Genomic DNA, 21,569 nt, shown 5'->3' with positions numbered 1-21,569 from the left:
CATGCCCTATTATTATGGTTACGGCTTTGGCATCGACCCGCTGTACCTGCTGGTTGTTCTTGTTTGTACAGTGCTTGGCCTTGCTGCGCAGAGCTATATCAACTCGACGTACAAGACCTGGTCCAAGGTTCGCTCGGACGGCGACACGGGTGCCACGGTCGCTCGCCGCATGCTCGACGCCAACGGTTGCAACGCCGTGGGTATCAAGGGCGTCGCCGGTGAGCTCACTGATCATTACAACCCGCAGGACAACAACCTGTATCTGTCGGATGCCAACCGTTCTGGCGGGTCGGTCGCAAGCGTTGCCGTCGCCTGCCACGAGGCGGGCCATGCCGCCCAGCGTCAAAGCGGTTATGCCATGATGAAGGTACGCACCGCCCTCGTGCCGGTCGTCAACTTTACCCAGAACACTTGGACCATCGTGCTGCTCATGGGCCTGTTTATGAACATAGCAGGGCTCACGACCCTCGCGCTGATCTTCTTCTCGTTTAGCGTGCTATTCCAGCTGGTTACGCTGCCGGTTGAGATCGATGCCAGCCGACGCGCCGTGGCGTATATCGAGCAGTCGGGCATGAGTTCCAAGCAGGTCAACGGTGCCAAAAAAGTGCTGACGGCAGCCGCGCTTACCTATGTGGCTGCGGCACTCACCTCGATTATTCAGCTGCTCTACCTTATGGCTCGTTACAACAGAAACTCCAACCGATAACAAGTGGGACCGACGGGCGCCGCGGGGATTTGTGTCCCCGCGGCGCTGTACTATGTGTTGGATTTGAATTAGCGCAGGGCCGGAGCCCATGTGCACGATGACGAAAGGGGGCTGCGTGGCAGGCTGGAATCTAACCGGCAATGCCGTTTCCGCCGAGTTCGACGGATCGGACGAGCAGGAGCGCAAAGAGCTCAGCGTGAGCCAAGCGGTGGAGATCGCTGCCGGTGCGCTCGATGCCATTCCGCAGCTGAGCGTTCTGGGCGAGGTCACGGGTTTCCGCGGTCCCAATGCCCGAAGCGGCCACTGCTACTTCCAAATCAAGGACGACTCGGCGGCCGTCGACTGCATCATCTGGAAGGGCGCCTACCTTAAGCGTACCTTCGATCTGCGTGATGGCATGCAGGTGAGCTTTAGGGGCAGTTTCAATCTCTACAAGCCTACGGGTCGCATGAGCTTCGTTGCCCGCTCGTTCTCGCTGGCGGGGGAGGGCTTGCTGCGTCAGCAGGTGGCTCAGTTGGCCGAAAAGCTACGCCGCGAGGGCCTGATGGACGAGGCACGCAAGCGTCGCATCCCGGTGTTTTGCTCGCGCGTGGCGGTCGTCACCTCGCTTTCGGGCGCCGTAATCGACGACGTCAAGCGTACGCTGCGCCGTCGCAACCCGCTCGTCGAGCTTGTCTGCGTGGGTGCAAAGGTCCAGGGCGAGGGTGCGCCGGCGGAGCTTATTGAAGGCTTGCGCCGCGCCGCCGCCATTACGCCGGCGCCCGATTGTATCTTGCTGGTGCGCGGCGGCGGCTCCTTCGAAGACCTTATGACCTTTAACGACGAAGGGCTTGCCCGTGCGGTGGCGGCCTGTCCCGTGCCCGTGGTGACGGGCATTGGGCATGAGCCCGATACCTCGATCTGCGACATGGTGAGCGACCGTCGCGCCTCCACGCCAACGGCAGCGGCAGAATCGGTGGCGCCGGCTATGACGGAGTTGGCCGACGTGCTCGAGACGCGCCATCAGCGTCTGGGCGCCGCGATGGCTTCGATGATCGGGTCGGATCAGGTCGACCTGGAGATGCTCGATCAGCGCGGTCGCCGCGCCTGGGATACCTATACGGCCCGTCTGGGCGATGCGCTCGATGCAGCCGCGTGCCGCCCGTGCCTCAACGACCCAACGTTTATGGTCGAGCGTCGCGAGTCTGAGCTTGCCTTGACGGCCGATCGTCTGTCTGGCGTCATAACGCGCTCGGTTGGGGCCTTCCGCTCCAACTTCGAGCGTCTGCCCGAGCGCTTGATCGCAAGCACCTCGGGGCTCGATGGCAAGCGCCATGCGCTCATGCTCGCAAGCTCCCGTCTAGAGCATCAGGGGCGCACGATGCTCAGCAGGCCGGCGTCCGACCTGGGCCGAGCGGCGGCTTCGCTCGATGCCCTGTCGCCGCTCAAGGTGCTTGCCCGCGGTTACTCCATCGCGTACAGCGATGACGGCGTGGCTACGACCGCCAAGACCTTTAAGCCGGGCGACGCCATTCGCGTGCGCATGGCGGACGGCACCGTGTCGGCAACGGTCGATACGGTCGAGTAGGCCGCGTTTCACAGTGATAGACCCTTAGGAAAGGAAACAGATATGGCAGAGAAGACCCCGGTTGAGCAGCTTACGTACAAGCAGGCTTCTCAGGAGCTGGAGCTCATCATCCGCAGCTTGGAGTCGGGCGATATGGAGCTCGAGGAGTCGCTCGAGAGCTATACCCGCGGCGTCGAGCTCCTCAAAAGCCTGCGCACCCGCTTGTCCGATGCCGAGCAGAAGGTCTCGGTGCTCCTTAAGGACGTCGACGGCAACGACGTGCTCGCCGACGGCGAAGCCGCCAACACGGACGACAACCTCTCGTTCTAACCATCCCGACCAAATATAATTACCTTGGTCTGTGAGAAAGGAACCAGCCATGTGTGATTGCATCTTCTGCAAAATTGCCAACCACGAGATCCCCTCGACCGTTGTCTATGAGGACGACCAGGTCATCGCGTTCGACGACCTCAACCCCCAGGCGCCGGTCCACACGCTCGTGATCCCAAAGAAGCACTACAGCGACATCGCCGACAACGTGCCGGCCGAGACCATGGGCGCCATGGCTCACGCCATCCAGGAGGTCGCCAAGGCCAAGGGTCTGGAGGACGGTTTCCGCGTCATCTCCAACAAGGGCGTCAATGCCGGCCAGACCGTCATGCACTTCCACATGCACGTCCTCGGCGGCAAAAACCTGGGCGAGAACCTCATCTGAGGGCGCTTCTTCCTTGCAATGAAACGGAAGCTCAAGCACCGATAACTTATATATCAACGCAATAAACCCGAGCGCGAGGGCGTTTGGGTTTATTATTGAAGCGTATGTAACCTGGCGGCGCCACACCGCCTGTTAGTAGGGAGACACATGAACGTTCTGGTCGTCAACGCAGGATCTTCGACCCTTAAGTATCAGGTCATCGATACCAAGTCCCACAAGGTGTCCGCAAAGGGCTCCTGCGAGCGCGTCTGCTTTACCGGCGGTACCTTCACCCACGCTGCCAACGGTTCCAAGAAGGTGACCGAGAACATCGAGTTCCCCGACCACAAGGTCGCCATCGAGGTCGTTCTGAAGGACCTCGAGGCCAACGGCGTCAAGATCGAGGGTATCGGCCACCGTATCGTTCAGGGCGGTTGGTACTTCGGTGATTCCTCCCTCGTCGACGAGGACGTCCTCGCCAAGATCCGCGAGGTTGCTCCGCTCGCCCCGCTGCACAATAACCCCGAGGCCAACGTTATCGAGTACTGCCTGGAGCAGTATCCCGACCTGCCCAACGTCACGGTCTATGACACCGCTTTCCACTTCAACATGCCCGAGGTCGCCAAGACTTACGCTCTGCCCAAGGATGTTTGCGACAAGCTGCACATTCGTAAGTACGGCGCCCACGGCACCAGCTACCGCTACATCTCCAAGAAGGTCGCCGAGATGACCAACGGCGGGGCCCGCAAGGTCGTCGTGTGCCACATCGGTTCCGGTGCCTCCCTGTGCGCCATCGAGGACGGCAAGTGCATGGACACCACCATGGGTCTCACCCCGCTTGACGGCGTCATGATGGGCACCCGCTGTGGCTCCATCGACCCGGCTACCGTGTGCTACCTGCAGCGCGAGGGCGGCTACACCTTCGACGAGGTTGACGAGATGATGAACAAGAAGTCCGGCCTTTTGGCTGTGACCGGTGGCAAGACCAACGACTGCCGCAATGTCGAGGAGCTCGCTGCCGCTGGCGACCCCGAGGCTCAGCTCGCCTTCGATATGTTCGTCTACAAGATTGCCGCCAAGGCTGCCGAGATGGCCACTTCTATGTGCGGTATGGACACCCTGGTCTTTACCGCCGGCATCGGCGAGCACGCTCCGGCCGTCCGCGCCGGCGTTGCCGACCGCCTGGCCTTTATGGGCGTCAAGATGGATCATGCCCGCAACGCCCTGCGTGGTGACGGCGCTTGGTGCCTGTCTGCCAAGGATTCCAAGGTCAAGATTTTCGTCATCCCCACGGACGAGGAGTTCATGATCGCTTCCGACGTCGAGCGCATCGTCAACGGCAAGTAATTGCAAGAGGGGAGGGGCTGGACGACCGAGCGCCGTTCAGCCCCTCTTTCGTCTCGTTGAGCGATATGCCTGATAGCTATTTATCAAGTTGTGATAACTTCTTATTAACATGCGGCCGCCTTAAGGGGTCTGCGCCGACCGTATCGCACTGCAAAGGAGTCTCATGAACGTACTTGTTGTCAACGCCGGCAGCTCGAGCCTTAAATATCAGCTTTTGGATACCGATACCCGCGAGGTTTTCGCCAAGGGCAACTGCGAGCGTATCGGCTCGGACATGGGCATCTTTGGCCACTCCGAGAACGGTGGTGCCAAGCAGACCGAGGAGATTCCTTTTCCCGATCATCGCTGCGCCATTGCGCGCGTGCTCGAGGAGCTCGAGAAGACCGACTTTACGATCGATGGCATCGGCCACCGTATCGTTCAGGGTGGCTGGCACTTCGATGATTCCGCGGTCGTCGACGATGAGGTCATGGCTAAGATCCTCGAGGTTGCCCCGCTCGCCCCGCTGCACAACTACGGCGAGGCCGCGGCGATTGAGTATTGCCGCGAGAAGTATCCGGAGCTGCCCAACGTGGCCGTCTTCGATACCTCGTTCCACATGACCATGCCCGAGGTCGCCTACACCTACGCGCTGCCCAAGGACGTGTGCGACAAGTACCACGTGCGCAAGTACGGTGCCCACGGCACGAGCCACCGCTATGAGTGGATGATGGCCAAGGAGATCCTGGGCTCGCGCTGCCACCGCCTGCTCTCGTGCCATTTGGGCAACGGCGCCTCGCTTGCCGCCATCGAGGACGGTGTATGCCGCGATACCACGATGGGCCTCACGCCGCTCGACGGCCTGATGATGGGCACCCGTTGTGGTTCCATTGACCCGGCTACCGTGTGCTACCTGCAGCGCGAGGGCGGCTACAGCTACCAGGAAGTCGATGACATGATGAACAAGCAGTCTGGTCTGCGTGCCATCTCGGGCATCTCCAACGACGCCCGTGACATCCGTACGCGCGCCTCCGAGGGCGACGAGCGCTGCCTGCTCGCCTTCGATATGTTCGCCTACAAGGCCATGCAGCAGGCCGGCTCCATGATCGCTTCCATGGCGGGCGTGGACACCATTACCTTTACCGCCGGCATTGGCGAGAACGACTGGTCGATCCGCAAGGCCTTCTGCGACTGCTTTGAGTGGCTGGGCGTGCGCATCGACAACAACAAGAACCGCGAGGCCGTGGGTAACGGCCCGCAGGTCATCAGCGCCGCCGGTTCCGCCGTCACGGTCATGGTCATCCCCACCGACGAGGAATACATGATCGCCCACGACGTCGAGCGTCTGACCAAGAACAACTAACGCGCGCATTTGCAAGTAAGCGAAAGGCCTCCAGAGCAACGACTCAGGAGGCCTTTTTGCTAGCAGGCGGAAATTCCAGTCCCAAAGTGATCATCACCAGCAACGCCCCCGTTCGTAGCTCCGAAGGAGCAGAACGGGGGCGTTTCATTGGTCGAGGACGTTTTCAGGGGTTAGCCCGTACGGCCTTCGGGCGAGTGCGTCCGCTACTCAGCCATCTGAGCCTGGACGGCGGTGATGGCTACGACACCCACGATGTCGTCGGCAGAGCAGCCGCGCGAAAGGTCGTTAACCGGCTTGGCGATGCCCTGCAGGATGGGGCCGTAAGCGTCGGCGCCGGCGAAGCGCTGGACCAGCTTGTAGCCGATGTTGCCGGCCTCGAGATCGGGGAACACAAGCACGTTGGCCTTGCCGGCAACGGAGGAGCCGGGGGCCTTGAGCTGGGCGACGGTGGGAACGATGGCGGCGTCGAGCTGCAGGTCGCCATCGATGGCGAGCTCGGGAGCCTTCTCCTTGCAGAACTTAACGGCCTCCTGGACCTTCTTGGCGACCTCGCCGCCGGCGGAGCCCATGGTGGAGTAGGAGAGCATGGCCACGTGCGGCTCGACGCTGCCCATAAAGGTGGACCAGGAGTGAGCGGAGGCGATGGCGATCTCGGATAGCTCGTCGGAGGACGGGTTGATGTTGAGGCCGCAGTCGGCGAAGATCAGCGTACCGTCGGTGCCGAACTGCGGGGTGTCGGTGCACATCACGAAGAAGGCCGAGACCAGCTTGGTGCCCGGGGCGGTCTTAAGGATCTGCAGCGCGGGGCGCAGGGTGTCGGCGGTGGAGTGGCAGGCGCCGGAGACCAGGCCGTCGGCGTCACCCATCTTGACCATCATGGTGCCAAAGTAGGTGGCGTCCATCACCTGGGCGCGAGCCTGCTCGATGGTGACGCCCTTCTTGGCGCGGAGCTCGGCAAACTTCTGTGCGTACTCCTCGTGCTTCTCGGCGTTGCGCGGATCGATGACGGTGGCGCCGGGGACGTTGATCTCGTTGGGATCGCCCAGGATGACGATGTTGGCCAGGCCTTCCTCGATGATCTTGTTGGCCGCGACGATGGTGCGCGGATCCTCGCCCTCGGGCAGGACGATGGTCTTAAGGTCGGCCTTGGCGGCAGACTTCATACGGTTTAGGAAATCGCTCATGTTACTCCTTGCAAGCGTTTCGCTAAGCTCCAGGCGCCCGGCTGTTCACGAATAAACCCGCTGCTAGCGGGTTTACCTTTCAATAATGTACGCCGCGGTGCTTGAGCTTTCCTTGTGTGGCAAGCTCATTATAGGACGCATTAGCGCTATAATCGCTCTGATAAATATGTCTCGAAGAATGTTCGAGAAAAGCCCAGCTAACGAGCCCGTGGCTTTTGACAAGGAGTATCGATGCAGATTACCTCAGGCCTGCCTGAAGGCTTTAACGCCGGCGCGTACGACATGATTGTCGTCGGTGCTGGATATGCCGGTGCCGTTTGCGCCCGCCGTCTTGCCGAGACCATCGGCTATCGTGTTGCCGTTTTGGAGCGCCGTAGCCACATTGCGGGCAATGCCTATGACTGCACTGACGAGGCCGGAATCCTGATCCACGAGTACGGTCCGCATATCTATCACACCTTTAACGAGCGCGTGCATAATTTCCTGTCGCGCTTTACCAAGTGGACGGATTATCAGCACAAGGTGCTCGCCAACATCAACGGTACCCTTATGCCCGTGCCCTTCAACCATGCGAGTCTCAAGCTCGCCTTTGGTGATGAGCGCGGCGAGGAGCTGTATCAGAAGCTCGTGGAGACCTTTGGCAAGGATGTCAAAGTGCCCATCATGGAGCTGCGTAAGAAGAACGACCCCGACTTGGCCGAGGTCGCCGATTACGTCTACGAGAACGTCTTTTTGCATTACACCATGAAGCAGTGGGGCCAGACGCCCGACCAGATCGATCCCTCGATCACCGGCCGCGTTCCCGTCTTTGTGGGCGACGATGACCGCTACTTCCCGCAGGCCCCCTTCCAGGGTATGCCGCAGGATGGCTACACGGCGCTGTTTGAGCACATGCTCGACCACGACCTGATTGATGTGTTCTGCGACGTGGATGCTCGCGATCTCTTCGAGATCGACGAGACAACCGTCAAGGTCGACGGCAAGGTCTACGGCGGCGAGATCGTCTATACCGGTCCGCTCGATGAGCTGTTCAACCTCGACCTGGGCGCTCTTCCGTACCGCACGCTCGACATGAAGTTCGAGACGCTCGATATGGATCAGTTCCAGCCCGTGGGCACCGTCAACTACACCACGAGCGAGGACTACACCCGCATTACCGAGTTCAAGAACATGACTGGTCAGGTCCTGCCCGGCAAGACCACCATCATGAAGGAGTACTCCAAGGCCTATACGCCCGGCTCGGGCGAGACGCCGTATTACGCCATTCTTGAGCCCGAGAACCGTGAGCTCTATGAGCGCTATCTTGAGCGCGTCCAGAACCTGACAAACTTCCACCCGGTGGGTCGTCTGGCCGAGTATCGTTACTACGATATGGATGCCGTGACCAATTCTGCCCTCGATCTTTCGGATGAGATTATCGCCTGCCATGCATAAAGTCATAACATTCGGTATTCCCTCGTATAACGCCGCCAAGGACATGGACCATTGCATCACCTCCATCTTGGAGGGGAGCAATTACGCCACCGATATCGAGATTATCGTGGTGGACGACGGCTCCAAGGACGAGACGGCCGCCAAGGCCGACGAGTGGGAGGCCCGTTATCCTGGAATCATCCGCGCGGTGCACCAGGAGAATGGCGGCCACGGTATTGCCGTCCTTTCGGGTCTGCGCGAGGCGCAGGGCACCTACTACAAGGTCGTCGACTCGGACGACTGGCTTGACGGCGCTGCCCTTTCGACCATGCTGTCGATTCTGCGCGGCTTTGAAGAGCGCGACCAGCGCGTTGACCTGTTTATCTCGAACTACGTGTACGAGAAGGTTTACGAGGGTACGCATACGGCCATTGGTTACAAGTTTGCCCTGCCTCGAAAAAAGATCTTTACCTGGGACCAGATCGGCCATTTCCGTTTGGACCAGAATCTGCTCATGCACAGCCTGTGCTATCGCACGGATGTGCTGCGCGAGTCCAACCTGCCCATGCCGCCGCACACGTTCTATGTGGACAACATCTACGCCTACGTGCCGCTGCCGCGTTGCAAGACCATGTACTACGCCGACATCGACCTCTATCGCTACTTTATCGGTCGCGAGGGCCAGAGTGTCAACGAGGCCACGATGGTCAAGCGTCTGGACCAGCAGTTCCGTGTTACGCGTATCATGATGGAGTCGTACCACCTGTACAGCGATGTCGAGTCGTCGCGTCTGCGTTCGTACATGATGGGCTACTTCACCATGATGATGGCGATCTGCTCGGTGCTCACCAAGCTTTCCGACGAGGATTGTGCCGATGAGCGTCTGAAGACGCTGTGGAATGATTTGAAGGCCTATGACGAGCGTATGTATCGTCGTGCACGTTACGGTGTGGTCGGCTTCTTCACTAACCTCCGCGGTCGTGCCGGAGACAAAACCACACTCGGCCTATACCGTCTTGCCTCAAAGATCTTCAAATTCAACTAACTGCTGAGTTATCGATACTGTTGGGTTGACTGGGCCCCTTGGCCTTTAGTTTGCTACTGCGAACAGTCCTGCTCGCACGGAAAGCACATTAAGTGCTTTCCGGCTCGTGCGGAACTTGTATCAAACTAAAGGCCAAGGGGCCTCTGCTATAAGTATCGATTTTCAGATGATTTGAATTTGAAGATCTTCGACGCGCGGTACACAGGGGCCTGGGCTGAAAAGAAAAAGGTTGGAAGTCGGCCGGAGGCGGGCGGGCATTACGTTTGTCGCGAGCTCCGCATGCAAAGAAGGCCACTTAATGTGGCCTTCGTCTTGCATAGGACTGTAGGGCAGCAAACGTAATGCCCGCCCGCCTCCGGCCGACGGTCGAGTGAGATTACTTCGCAGCACCTGGGATGCCGTGGGAGGTTTTGGCGGTTTTGGCTCCGTTTACGATGGCGGTTTGCAAAGCCCTTACGGCGAGCATGCCCAGCAGGTCTAGGGGAACGGCGGCGCTTGCCTGGGCACCCAGTTTGCCGCTGGCGAGGGTGTAGATGGTGTCGCCATCGTTGGTGGTGTGCGTGGGACGGATGGCGTGTGCGTAGGCGTCTGCGGCCATCTGAGAGACCTTGGTGGCTTGTGCCTTAGTGAGTTCCACGTTGGTGACGATGCAGCTGATGGTGGTGTTGGTGCGGTCGAGCGGCATCTGCATGGATCCGGCGGCGGCAAAGGCTGCGAGTTCCATGTCGACGATCTGGTCGCTATCGGCTGCGGCGCGCATACCGGCGACCCACTCGCCGGTGAAGGGGTCGACAACGTTGCCACAGGCGTTGACCGAGACCACGGCGCCCACCTTGATGGGGCCGAGCGCCACGGCGGCAGCGCCAAGGCCGGCCTTCATGCAGGTGGCAGGGCCCATGAGCTTACCCACGGTAGCGCCCGTGCCGGCGCCTACGTTGCCCTGTTCGAGCTTGGTGGGGGTGTGGTCGAGCGCCTCGCGCACGGCGGCGATGCCGGCCTCAATGTCGGGGCGAACGGTGGGGTCGCCAAAGGCAAGGTCGAAGATACAGCTGGAGCACACGATGGGCACCTGCGTGGGGCCGACGGGCAGACCAATGCCGCGGCTCTCGAGTTCGCGGGCCACGCCGCTTGCAGCCTCGAGGCCAAAGGCCGATCCGCCCGAAAGGCAGACGGCGTGGACCTTGTCGACGGTGTTCTCGGGTCGCAGCAAGTCGGTTTCGCGCGATGCGGGAGCACCGCCGCGAACGTCAACGCCACCGGTGGCACCCTCGGGCGCCACGATTACGGTGCAGCCGGTGCCAGCTTCCTCGTCCGTATAGTTGCCAAAGCAAAAGCCATCGACATTGCAAACATCGATGGCTTCGAGCAGTGTGTCCATGTTTTCTCCTATCGGTTTTCCGCCGGGCCTTATGCCCGGTCGGGATCCGTACGGTACGGCAAAATTGTAGGCGCTGGGGGATACCCAGCGCCAGATGCAATTACGAGAGTTTTTGAATCGCGCGTGCGACGCGAGCGATGGGCAAGCCCACCACGTTGTAGAAGTCACCCGAAATATCGTGCACAAGCATGCGGCCGCCTGTGCCTTGGATGCCGTAGGCCCCGGCCTTGTCCATGGGTTCGCCGGAGGCAACATAGCGCTCGATCTGCTCTTCGGTAAGCTCATAGAACGTCACGTCGGTCACATCGACAAACGACAGGCTCTCGGCGGCATGCGGAGCTGTAGCGTCGCCGGCTTTAACGATGCAGACGCCGGTTGCGACCTGGTGCGTGCGGCCCGAAAGCTCGCGGAGCATGGTGCGTGCCTCGTCCCCGTCTGCCGGCTTGCCCAAAATATGGCCGTCAAAGGTGACAATAGTATCGGCCGCGACGGTCAGTTCGTTGGGCTCGGCATGCTCGGCGGCAACGGCGGCGGCTTTGGCGCGTGCTAAGCGTTCAACGAGCGTAAGCGGGACCTCGCCATCAAAAGGCGTTTCGTCGATATCTGCGGGAATCACGCGAATGTTATAGCCTGCCTCGCGCATCAACTCGATGCGGCGCGGTGATTGCGAAGCCAAAATCATAGCTGAATGCCCTCGGCGACCTTCTCGACGGCCTTGTCGCCGGCGAGCGTGCGCAGCAGCTCAAGCGCAAAGGGGAGCGACTGGGCCATGCCGCTGGCGGTGATGATGTTGCCGTCGTGCGTGACCTTGTCGCCGGTATAGGCGCCCTCGGGGAAGCTCTTCTCAAAGCCGGGGAAGCACGTGGCGTGGCGTCCCTCGAGCAGGTCGAGCTCGCCCAGGATAAACGGGGCGGCGCAGATGGCGGCAACGTGCTTGGTCGCGGCGAAATCGCAGACTACGTCGCAGACGCGCTGGTCGGCGCGCAGGTTGGTGGCACCGGGCAGGCCGCCGGGCAGCACGACGCAGTCGTACTCGTCAAAATTGATCTCATCAAAGAGCGCATCGCAGGTCACGGGGATCTGCAGCGAGCTTACGACCTCGCGCGTGGGCATGATCGAGACAAGCGTGGCGCGCACGCCGCCGCGACGCATGACATCGACCATGGTCAGGCATTCAATCGTTTCAAAGCCATCGGCGGCAAGAACGGCAACGCTGGGCATAAGGGTTCCTTTCAAAAAACGGCATACAATTAGCCGTCTTATACCCCGAAGACCTCCGCTTGCCACGCTCGATTTTCCATTGTTTAAAAAGGGACGGGGCTATTTTAGCTACCCCACTTGCAGGGTAGCTAAAATAGCCCCGTCCGAATTAGCTACCCTCACCCATCCTCAACAATCTCAATCTGTAACATCTAGACCCACTTTTGACCCCTAACTGTTACAGGTCAAGACAAACGGAAACCGCCCCGACAAAACGTCTAAATCTGTAACATCTACGGACCAAAACCGGGTCTTACTGTTACAGATCGAGACAGCCCCCAACAGCACCGCCCCGTTCGGGGAAACGACCGCTACAGGTACGGCGGGCAGAGGCTCACTTTTTTCTTCGGTTTTTCTTGACGGAATCTCACCTGTTGTAGTACTTTGTCCCAGTCTAAAAACGCGTGGACTTTTCTGGGCGCTAGCCACCTTTTTGCCACGCAACCGAGCAGTCGGTTGCGTGGCTTTTTTCGTCTTGGCAGCAGGTACCACATGCACCGCCAGAAGACCGCACGAGCCCACCTTCCGACTGCAGGGAACAGACGCACGAGACGTGCATCTGCAAGACAGCAGACGGAAGGGAGCCTAATGGCAGGAACAAACACAATCAAGCAACAGGCCGCCGGGGCAGGAGCCACGGGCGCGGGACAGGCCAAGGCGGCGCTCCAGGTCTTTGCGGGCGGCGCCTGCTACGGCGCGATGGCCACGACCTACAAGCTCGCCTACGCCGCGAGCTTCACCTCGGCACAGGTGGTGGCGAGCCAGGCGTGGTTCGGCTGCCTCTTCTTCGCCCTCGCCACGCTCGCAGGGCACGCACTCGGGCACCGCTGGCAGCGCGTGGGCTGGAAGCTCGCCCTCAAGCTCATGGGCCTGGGAGCCCTCACCTGCCTCACCTCAATCCTCTACTGCTACGCCATGAGCGTGCTGCCCGCCCCGGTGGCGCTCACGCTCCTCTTCCAGTTCACGTGGCTGGGGCTCCTGTGGCAGACCGTCATGACGCGCCGACCGCCGAGGGTCCTCCAAGTGGTCTCCGCCCTGGTCATCGTCTTCGGAACGGTGTTCGCCAGCGGCGTTTACAGGACCGGCATCACCGGGTACGACCCCGTGGCCCTGCTCTGCGCGCTGGGGGCGGCCGTGTCCTGCTCCCTCTTTGTCACCCTCTCCGGCAAGGTCGAGGCCCCGTGCTCGTTCGAGCAGCGTGGCGTCATCGTATGCGCGGGCTCCGTGGTCATGTCGCTCACGGTATGCCCGGACTACGTCGTCTCGGGCGTCCTCGCCCAGGGCATCCTGCCCTTTGCCGTCATCGCCGGCTTCTTTGGCATGCTCTGCCCGGTCCTGCTCTTCGGCATGGGCTCTCCGCACCTGCCCGCAGGCCTCTCCACTGTCATGGCCGCCGCGGAACTCCCCGCCGGCCTGCTCATCGCCATGATCGTCCTCGGCGAGCCGCTCGGCGTCGTCGAGTGGCTGGGCGTCGCCATCATCCTCGCCGGCGTGTGCCTGGCACAGGTCCCCTCCCTGTTTGGAGGCCGGGAGGCACGTCGCGTCGCCGCAGGACAAGCCGTCAGCTAGTCACCCCTTCACGGGCGGCCCGCGCGCATCAGGGAAAGGGCCACGGGCCCGGCGCGTGAGGTCGCAAGGACGTTATAAAGCGTCCCCCGCAGAGATGGGGGGCGCCAGAGAGAAGGAGGCACCATGCCATTTCCAAAAGGGTTCCTTTGGGGAGGAGCCACCGCCGCCAACCAATGCGAGGGAGGTTATGACGAGGGCGGCCGCGGCCTTGCCAACGTCGACGTCATCCCACACGGGCCGGAGCGCAACGACGTAAGCCGCGGCCTGAGGCGCATGCTCGACTTCGAGCCCGGGTACTACTACCCGGCCCAGACGGGCATCGACTTCTACCACCACTACCGCGAGGACATAGCCCTCTTCGCGGAGATGGGCTTTAAGGTCTTTCGCCTCTCCATCGCCTGGAGCCGCATCTTCCCCAATGGCGACGAGGAGGAGCCCAACGAGGCCGGGCTCGCTTTCTACGAGGACGTGTTCCGCTGCTGCCGCGAGCACGGGATCGAGCCCCTCGTGACCATCACGCACTTCGACTGCCCCATCCACCTCGTCAAGAAGTACGGCGCCTGGCGAAACCGCACCCTTATCGAGCTCTACAAGCGGCTTGTGACGGTGCTCTTCAACCGCTACCGCGGCCTCGTGCGCTGGTGGATCACGTTCAACGAGATGAACATGATCTTGCACCGTCCCTTCATGGGTGCCGGCATCGTCCTCGAGCCCGGGGAGAATGCCCGCGAGGCCGAGTACCGCGCCGCGCACAACGAGCTCGTGGCGAGCGCCTGGGCCACCAAGATCGCCCACGAGGTCGATCCGGAGAACAAGGTGGGCTGCATGCTCGCCGCGGGAAGCTACTACCCCTACTCCTGTCGTCCCGAGGACGTTCGCGCGGCGCAGGTCAAGAACCAGGAGGACCTCTTCTTCGTGGACGTGCAGGCGCGCGGTCGCTACCCCGGCTACGCGCTCAAGATGCTCGAGCGCGAGGGCATCGACGTGGGCATGACCGCCGAGGACGAGCGCATCCTTGCGGAGAACACCGTCGACTTCATCTCGTTTAGCTACTACTCCTCGCGCTGCACCGCGGGCGACCCCGACTCCGTGGGCGGCGTCGCCGAGGGCAACGCCTTCGCCGGCGTGGAGAACCCCTACGTGCGCACGAGCGACTGGGGCTGGGTCATCGACCCGCTGGGGTTCCGCATCACGATCAACGACCTCTGGGACCGCTACCAGAAGCCGCTCTTTGTGGTGGAGAACGGCCTCGGCGCCTATGACGAGGTGCTTCCCGACGGCACGATCGAGGACGACTACCGCATCGCCTACCTGCGCGAGCACATCGAGGCCATGCGCGACGCCATCGAGCAGGACGGCGTCGAGATGCTCGGCTACACCACCTGGGGGCCGATCGACCTCGTGAGCGCGGGCTCCGGCGAGATGGAGAAGCGCTACGGCTTCATCTACGTGGACCGCGACAACCTGGGCAACGGCACGCTCGAGCGCAGGCGCAAGAAGAGCTTCTACTGGTACCAACAGGCCATCGCCACCAACGGAGGCGACCTGGGCTAGCCGCCCGGGCAATATCGCTAAGGAGAAAATAATGGCTGAAAAATACGACAATCTGGCCAGATCCATACTCGAGAACGTAGGCGGCACAGAGAACGTCGCCAGCGTCGCGCACTGCATCACGCGCGTGCGCTTCAAGCTCAAGGACGAGTCCCGCGCCAACACGGCCAAGATCGAGGCCCTCAAGGGTGTTATCCAGGTCATCCAGGCCAACGGCCAGTACCAGGTGGTCGTGGGTAACATCGTCGAGGACGTCTACGACGCGGTCCTGGAGGCCGGCAACTTCTCGAGCGGCGCAAGCGCCGACGACGAGCCCCAGGGCGATAAGACCGTTGCCTCCGTCGTCATCGACCTCATCTCTGGCATCTTCCAGCCCATCCTGGGACCGCTTGCCGCCGCAGGCATCATGAAGGGACTGCTTGCCCTCATCACCTACTTCGTCCCGGCCTTTGCAAACGACGGCCTCTACACGCTGCTCTACACCGTGGCTGACGGCTTCTTCTACTTCCTCCCCGTCGCCCTGGCGTTCAGTGCCGCGCGCAAGTTCCGCATGAACGAGTTCACCGGCGTGGCAATCGGCGTGGCGCTCCTCTACCCGACGATGGTCGCCCTGACCTCGGGTGAGGCGCTCGGCAGCATCGACCTCGGCGTGGCCGGCACGTTCTCGTGGTACGCCACCGCCCTCGGGCTCCCCATCATCATGCCCGTGTCCGGCTACGTGAGCTCGGTGATCCCCGTCCTTCTCATGGTGTGGTTCGGCTCTATCCTTGAGCGCTGGCTCAAGAGCTGGATGCCGGTTGCGCTCAAGATGTTCCTCGTCCCGCTCGCCACGATGACGGTCTCCATCGTCTTGGGCTACCTCGTCATCGGCCCGGTGGCCACCCTCATCACCAACCTGCTGAGCGCGGCGTTCTCGTTCATCTTCCAGCTCCCCGTGGTTGGTTCCGTCCTGGGCAGCGCCCTGGTCGGCGGACTGTGGATGTGCCTCGTCATCTTTGGCTTCCACTGGAGCCTCATCCCCATCTCCATCATGAACCTGAACACCCTCGGCCACGACAGCGTGCTCGCCGCCACCATCGGCCACGGGTTCGCGCTCGGAGCGGTCATCTTTGCCATGTACCTCAGAAACAAGGACGAGCGCTTCCGCGGCATCGCCCTTCCCGCGATGATCTCCGCCTTCTTCTTCGGCGTCACCGAGCCTGGCATCTACGGCATCGCCCTGCCCAACAAGCGCGCGTTCGTCGTGGCATGCCTGAGCTCCGCCGTGGGCGGCGCCATCGTGGGAATGACGGGCGCCCTCATGTACATCTCGGGCGGCCTCGGCGTCTTCAACCTGCTCAACTTCATCGACGGGACCCCTGGTGGCGCCGGGATCTCCCACATGATCTTCGCGATCATCGCCTCGCTCGTCTCTGCCGTCCTGGCCTTTGTTATCGAGTTTATCACCTACCGGCCCAACGACGATGAGGAAGGCGCCCGCTAGCCTGCGCTCTTTTCGACCAGCTCTATGTAATTGAGGAGCAGTTGAGGTGGGTGAGGGCCGAGGGCGATCAAGGTGGCCGCCCTCGGCCCGGGACAACCTGCCAGAAGGCGTTTAGCTTTCTCGGGCGGCGCTGAAATGAACTGAGCCCCGAAACTTGGACGAGTCAATTAGCGGCCTATGTCGCACATGGGGACTGATTCCGGAACTCCTCCGGGGTCAGTCCCTTTTGCTTAACCCGCCTCCCCTTGTTCCAGTGAACGGTATAGGCTTCGAGGTCCCGCTTGAACTCCTCGAAGCTCCGCCACGTCCGGTTCCTGTAGAACTCGTCCTTCAGGCGCCCGGGCAGCAGCTCCGTCGCATGAGCTTGCCCCCGCACGCCGCCGGCCCCGGCCGGGTACGGACACCCTTCGGCCTCCCGCCGGCCTTCGGCGCGCCCGTACCCCCTGTCGCAAAGCTCTGCTGCAAGAGTCCTCAGCGTGGCGTCGAGCCTGACTCTCCCGTCCATAAAGAAGCCCCCATTTCTAATGTTCAAGAAATGGGGGGCGGTTCAATTTCGGGACGGGGATTAAATAATCATTCGGAGCAAATTTATTTTTATCCCCGTCTCAGAAAATCATCGGGCGTGGTCTTGGGCAAACAGTCTAGTTGCGCTTGAGGTGGACGACCGTTTCGCAGTGGAAGGTTTGCGGGAACAGGTCGACTGGCGTGATCTTTACGGGGGAGAAGGTGCCTTCTTCGACAAAGCGTTTGAGATCGCGCGCCAGGGTGGCCGGGTCGCAGCTCACGTAGGCGACATCGCGAGCACTCGTGCTGGCGATAAGGTCGATCGCCTCGGGGGCGAGACCTGCGCGCGGCGGGTCGACCACCAAGACGTCGGCATCCTGGTCGGGGAACTCGCGCACCGCGTCTCCGCCAATGACGTCGACGTTATCAAGCTTGTTGATCTCTAGGTTACGGCGTAGATCGCGCACGGCGGGGCCGTAGGCCTCGACGGCGGCGACAAAGTCGCAGCGGCGGGCGAGCGGCAGGGTAAAGGTGCCGGCACCGCAGTACAGGTCTACGGCAAGCTCGTCTTCCTGCGGGTCGAGCGCTTCCATGACAAGCTCGATCAAAATCTCGGCACCCTTGGTGTTGACCTGGAAAAAAGACGGGGCAGACAAGCGCATCTGACCCTCGGCGATATTCTCGGTCCATGAGCCCTCTCCGGCGAGCATTTCGACCTTGGAGACACGGCGGGCCTTCTTTTCGCCCTTGCTCATCACGCGCACGATGCTCGTGGGATGAGCGGCGTCCGCCAGCACGCGGGAGACCTGCGAGCGCGGAAAAGAGCCTGTAGGCGTCCAGAGTGCGACCTCGAGTGCCTTGGTACGGCGCGATGCACGAATGCCCACGCGTTCGAGTCCCAAGTCATGGCTGCCGCTTAGATAGTTGAGTGCGCCGACGACCGATTTGAGCGCCTTCGGGAAGCGCTTATCGAACAGCGGGCACGCATCGACGGTCACGATTTTGCTGGGGTCGACACCGTGCATGCCAAGGCGCACGCGACCGTTGACGACGGTCGGTTCGAGCTCGATTTTATTGCGGTAGCCCCAGTCGTCCTTGGTGTGGCAGATGGGCTGTACCAACTCATCGACCTGCTCAGGAGCGAACTTGCCGATGCGCTCGAGCGTGGAGCGCAGGTTTTGCTCCTTGGCGGCGAGCTGTGCCGTGCGTGAGAGATTGCCCCACGAACAACCGCCGCAGATGCCAACGAAGGGGCAGGGGGGCTGAATGCGATCGGGGCTCGGCTCCAGAATCTCGGTCGTGCGGGCGCGCATGAACGACTTGCCGTCCTGTACGACCTCGGCCTCGACGGTGTCGCCTGCCACGGCGCCCTGCACAAAGACGGCCTTGCCGTTGTCGGCGTGCGCCAGCCCGTCGGCGCCGTAGGTCATCGATTCTATAGTGAGCTTCATATCCCTGCCTGTCATTCGTGTTGTTGCTCGCACCATGGTAGCAGGGAAAAGCGCCCCGCATCCGAGGCTTTCCTCAAATGCGGGGCGCTTCTACAAACTGCTTCTACAAACGACTATTTCGTCTTGCCGGTAATGAGCGTCTTAAGACCCAGGCCGATCAGGCCCAGGCCCATGCGCACACGACCGGGGCGATGGCGCTCGATGGCCTTGGTCTTGCCGGCGGGCTTATCGCGACGGGCGCTCGTCTCGGGTGCGGGCTTAGCTGCCTGCGGCTCGGGCTGAGGTGCAGGTGCGGGCTCGGGCTCAATGACGGTCGCCTGGACCTTCTGAACCTCGGGTGTGGCCGGCTGCGGCTTAGGAGCAGGGGCGGGCTTTGCCTCAATGACGGGCTCGGGCGCGGCCTCGGCGTTGCGGTAGGCACGCTCCAGCAGGGCTTCCTGCGAGTTGAAGGGTTTCTCACCCTCTGCGCGCTCCACGGGGACCCAGGTGCCGTCGCTCGTGAGGCTGCGGGCCTTCACGTTGTCGCGCAGCTGCATGCTCATGTACTCGTGCACCAGGGCGCGGCAGGTGGGGTCGAGCACGGGGAAGGCGATCTCCACGCGGTGCTCGGTGTTGCGTGTCATCATGTCGGCCGAGCTCAGATAGATCATGTCCGAGTCCACGCCAAAGGCGTAAACGCGCGCATGCTCCAAAAAGCGTCCGACGATAGAACGGACATGCACGTTCTCGGTCTTGCCAGGAACGCCCGGCTTGAGGCACGAGATGCCGCGGATGATCATGTCCACGCGGACTCCTGCGCACGATGCCTCGGCGATCTTGTCGATGACCTCGCGGTCGGTGAGCGAGTTGAGTTTAAAGAACACGCGGGCGGGCTCGCCGGCGAGGGCGCGCTGGATCTCGCGGTCAAGCCCGCGCATGATGAGCGGTTTCAGTCCGACGGGCGCCACACCCAGGAAGCGGTAATCGCCGCGCAGGTTGCCCAGCGACAGGTTGCGGAAGAACAGGTTGGCGTCCTCGCCGATGCCGGGGTGAGCGGTCATGAGCATAAAGTCGCTGTAGAGTTTGGCCGTCTTCTCGTTAAAGTTGCCGGTGCCCAGCAGCGTCAAGCGCGTTAGCGCCATGCCCTCGCGATAGGTGAGCTGGCAGATCTTGGAGTGGCACTTAAAGCCCTCGGAGCCGTAGATGACGGTGCAGCCGGCCTCTTCCAGGCGCTCGGCCCACTCGATGTTGTTCTGCTCGTCAAAGCGCGCGCGGAGCTCCATGAGCACCGTGACCTCTTTGCCGTTCTCGGCGGCATCGATCAGTGACTCGCACAGGCGGCTCTGCTTGGCCACGCGGTAGAGCGTGATGCGCAGTGAGATGCACTCGGGGTCGTAGGCGGCCTCGTGCACCAGATCCAGGAAGGGGTTCATGGTCTCATAGGGATAAAAGAGCAGCTTGTCGTGCTGAAGTACCTGCTCGCGGATGGAGCGGGTCATATCGATGGTGGGGTTGGGCTGCGGCTTAAACGGTGTAAAGAGCAGCTCGTTGCGCAGGTGCTCGGGAATCTTGCCCTCAATGCCAAAGACGTAGCCTAGGTCGAGCGGGATATCGCAGGTAAAGACAGAGCGGCGCGAAAGCTCGAGCGCCTTGCGGATGGTCTTGAGCGTCGCCTTCTCGAGCGACCCCGAGACCGCGAGCACCACCGGCTGCAGGCGCAAGCGTTTCTTGAGGATGCGCTTCATGTGCTGACGGTAATCCTCTTCCTCCTCGACGCCCTCGCCGTCCGGGTCGATGTCGGCGTTGCGGGTGACGCGGATGAGCGCGCGGTCGAGCGGCTTATAGGAGCCAAAGCAGCTGTCCAGGCAGGCGAGGATGACGTCCTCGAGCAAGATGTAGGAGTAGATGCCGGTGGGCGAGGGGATCTCGACCACGCGGTTCATCGAGGTGGGAATCTCGATAAGGCCCAGCAGACTCTCCTCGTCGGTGACGCCGTCCAGGCCGCAGGCCAGGTAGAGTGCGCCGTTGCGCAGGTTGGGGAAGGGGTGGCGCGGGTCAATCACCAGCGGTGAGATGACCGGCGACACGTAGGCCTGGAAGTAACGGGTTACAAAGGTGCGCTCCTCGGGCGTAAGCGAATCGATGCGGGCGCGGTGAACGCCCAGGGTGTCGAGCTTGCCCTCGATGCTCTTAAAGATGGACTCCCATCGGGTAAGGAGCCCGGGCATTTCGGCCATGACAGCATCGACTTGTTCGGAGGCGGTCATATTGCTCTTGTTGTCGACAGGCTGTTTTTTGAGCTCTGCCAGATCGGACAGGCCGCCCACGCGCACCATGAGAAACTCATCGAGGTTAGACTCGAAAATCGACACGAACTTTAGCCGCTCGAACAGCGGAACGGTCTCGTCGAAGGCTTCGTCAAGCACACGGTTGTCAAAGCGCAGCCAGCTGAGCTCTCGGTTCTGCGTGTACGAGAAGTCGCGCGGCGGCTTACGCAGCTTTGCAGCGGCTTGCTTTTTTTCGATTTTGCTCGGCATATGCATCTGTCCGTTCAGTCCCCGTGGGGGACGGTTGCCTAACACTATTCACTATTGTCTCAATTTAGTCGGCCTATGGCACGGACGTATCGCGTGAACGGTATCTTTACCTACTTCTTACGCTGACAAGCCATAGAGCTGACGCCCTTCGCGTTGTGAAAAACGGTCTATATCCTCACTCAACTGGTGAGTATGTGTGAATAAGAATGATAGGTAGCTGAATATCATCGAATACAGACAGAAACACGAACAAGCGTCATTTATATACATAAAACCGTTTTAGATATGCAATTCTTAATCGAAAGATTGGAGTTGTAATTGCGAATGATTTTTAAGAAAAAAGAGCATTTACCTTAGAAAAGCTACTTTAGAACGCCGAAGTGCATTATGGGAGAATCATATTCGATATACCGTTCATCGAACTTTGTTGACCGTTCGGGGGCGAGGTGGAATTGCGGTTGGAATTTGGATATAACTAGAGCTGTCAGCAAGCAGCACCCGTTACGGAAGGGTGCTGAGAGATTCGGCCGAAAGGCCCGAAAGAAAGGTAGGAGGCCATGACGAAAGGTCTGCACGTGCC

The 21,569-nt window shown here is 61.2% G+C and carries 18 protein-coding genes; 11 read left to right on the top strand and 7 right to left on the bottom strand.

Annotated features, from left to right (window positions below; all coding sequences use genetic code 11):
* Position 1: 1 nt before the first annotated feature.
* From DW037_RS06605 to DW037_RS06580, 6 genes are all read left to right on the top strand, one after another.
* Entirely contained in the window at positions 2–706 is a 705-nt protein-coding gene (locus DW037_RS06605; protein WP_117855647.1) for a zinc metallopeptidase, read from the top strand.
* A gap of 115 nt (positions 707–821) precedes the next feature.
* Complete coding sequence (xseA, locus tag DW037_RS06600) at positions 822–2,273, top strand: exodeoxyribonuclease VII large subunit (RefSeq protein WP_370448161.1); 1,452 nt, start codon at positions 822–824, stop codon at positions 2,271–2,273.
* Positions 2,274–2,315: 42 nt separating this feature from the next.
* Positions 2,316–2,582: an exodeoxyribonuclease VII small subunit gene (gene xseB / locus DW037_RS06595; RefSeq protein ID WP_006234311.1), complete on the top strand. Its 267-nt coding sequence runs from the start codon at positions 2,316–2,318 to the stop codon at positions 2,580–2,582.
* A 49-nt stretch (positions 2,583–2,631) separates the two neighbouring features.
* On the top strand, positions 2,632–2,967 hold the full coding sequence (locus DW037_RS06590; RefSeq protein WP_035137921.1) for a histidine triad nucleotide-binding protein: 336 nt from the start codon (positions 2,632–2,634) through the stop codon (positions 2,965–2,967).
* 147 nt (positions 2,968–3,114) lie between these two features.
* Entirely contained in the window at positions 3,115–4,293 is a 1,179-nt protein-coding gene (locus tag DW037_RS06585) for an acetate/propionate family kinase (protein WP_117583927.1), read from the top strand.
* A gap of 163 nt (positions 4,294–4,456) precedes the next feature.
* Positions 4,457–5,635, top strand: coding sequence for an acetate/propionate family kinase (locus DW037_RS06580; RefSeq protein WP_117583928.1), 1,179 nt, complete (start codon positions 4,457–4,459; stop codon positions 5,633–5,635).
* A gap of 203 nt (positions 5,636–5,838) precedes the next feature.
* Here the strand turns inward: DW037_RS06580 and pta are convergent, their stop codons facing one another.
* Positions 5,839–6,819, bottom strand: a complete 981-nt coding sequence (gene pta, locus DW037_RS06575) for a phosphate acetyltransferase (protein ID WP_117583929.1) — start codon at positions 6,817–6,819, stop codon at positions 5,839–5,841.
* A 231-nt stretch (positions 6,820–7,050) separates the two neighbouring features.
* Here pta and glf point away from each other — a divergent pair, with 231 nt between their 5' ends.
* Together glf and DW037_RS06565 are read left to right on the top strand one after the other, a co-directional pair.
* Positions 7,051–8,253, top strand: a complete 1,203-nt coding sequence (glf, locus tag DW037_RS06570) for a UDP-galactopyranose mutase (RefSeq protein ID WP_117583930.1) — start codon at positions 7,051–7,053, stop codon at positions 8,251–8,253.
* Positions 8,246–9,277, top strand: coding sequence for a glycosyltransferase family 2 protein (locus DW037_RS06565; RefSeq protein WP_117583931.1), 1,032 nt, complete (start codon positions 8,246–8,248; stop codon positions 9,275–9,277). The genes glf and DW037_RS06565 overlap by 8 nt, the downstream gene beginning before the upstream one ends.
* Before the next feature lie 376 nt (positions 9,278–9,653).
* Here the strand turns inward: DW037_RS06565 and DW037_RS06560 are convergent, their stop codons facing one another.
* The 3 genes from DW037_RS06560 to DW037_RS06550 form a co-directional block, all read right to left on the bottom strand.
* Complete coding sequence (locus DW037_RS06560) at positions 9,654–10,655, bottom strand: P1 family peptidase (RefSeq protein ID WP_117583932.1); 1,002 nt, start codon at positions 10,653–10,655, stop codon at positions 9,654–9,656.
* A gap of 100 nt (positions 10,656–10,755) precedes the next feature.
* Positions 10,756–11,337 carry a nucleoside triphosphate pyrophosphatase gene (locus DW037_RS06555; protein WP_117583933.1) on the bottom strand — a complete coding sequence of 194 codons (582 nt, stop codon included), beginning with the start codon at positions 11,335–11,337 and terminating at the stop codon, positions 10,756–10,758.
* The gene (locus tag DW037_RS06550; protein ID WP_117583934.1) at positions 11,334–11,876 is read right to left on the bottom strand and encodes a DJ-1 family glyoxalase III; all 543 of its coding nucleotides are present in this window, start codon (positions 11,874–11,876) and stop codon (positions 11,334–11,336) included. Before DW037_RS06550 ends, DW037_RS06555 begins: the two co-directional genes overlap by 4 nt.
* A gap of 627 nt (positions 11,877–12,503) precedes the next feature.
* On the opposite strand from DW037_RS06550, the gene DW037_RS06545 reads away from it, so the two are divergent.
* The 3 genes from DW037_RS06545 (at position 12,504) to DW037_RS06535 (ending at position 16,518) form a co-directional block, all read left to right on the top strand.
* Positions 12,504–13,484: a DMT family transporter gene (locus DW037_RS06545; protein ID WP_118373025.1), complete on the top strand. Its 981-nt coding sequence runs from the start codon at positions 12,504–12,506 to the stop codon at positions 13,482–13,484.
* A gap of 123 nt (positions 13,485–13,607) precedes the next feature.
* The gene (locus DW037_RS06540; protein WP_117583936.1) at positions 13,608–15,038 is read left to right on the top strand and encodes a 6-phospho-beta-glucosidase; all 1,431 of its coding nucleotides are present in this window, start codon (positions 13,608–13,610) and stop codon (positions 15,036–15,038) included.
* A 31-nt stretch (positions 15,039–15,069) separates the two neighbouring features.
* Positions 15,070–16,518, top strand: coding sequence for a PTS transporter subunit EIIC (locus DW037_RS06535; RefSeq protein WP_118373024.1), 1,449 nt, complete (start codon positions 15,070–15,072; stop codon positions 16,516–16,518).
* Between the two features lie 175 nt (positions 16,519–16,693).
* Here the strand turns inward: DW037_RS06535 and DW037_RS10685 are convergent, their stop codons facing one another.
* The 3 genes from DW037_RS10685 to ppk1 form a co-directional block, all read right to left on the bottom strand.
* Positions 16,694–17,023 carry an IS3 family transposase gene (locus tag DW037_RS10685; RefSeq protein ID WP_199578340.1) on the bottom strand — a complete coding sequence of 110 codons (330 nt, stop codon included), beginning with the start codon at positions 17,021–17,023 and terminating at the stop codon, positions 16,694–16,696.
* A 136-nt stretch (positions 17,024–17,159) separates the two neighbouring features.
* Complete coding sequence (gene rlmD, locus DW037_RS06525; protein ID WP_118260589.1) at positions 17,160–18,488, bottom strand: 23S rRNA (uracil(1939)-C(5))-methyltransferase RlmD; 1,329 nt, start codon at positions 18,486–18,488, stop codon at positions 17,160–17,162.
* A gap of 98 nt (positions 18,489–18,586) precedes the next feature.
* On the bottom strand, positions 18,587–20,995 hold the full coding sequence (ppk1, locus tag DW037_RS06520; protein ID WP_118373023.1) for a polyphosphate kinase 1: 2,409 nt from the start codon (positions 20,993–20,995) through the stop codon (positions 18,587–18,589).
* Positions 20,996–21,569 lie beyond the last annotated feature (574 nt).

Source organism: Collinsella sp. AF39-11AT, from assembly GCF_003474585.1.
Classification (GTDB): Bacteria; Actinomycetota; Coriobacteriia; order Coriobacteriales; family Coriobacteriaceae; genus Collinsella.
This window is presented reverse-complemented; position numbering and strand designations above follow the sequence as displayed.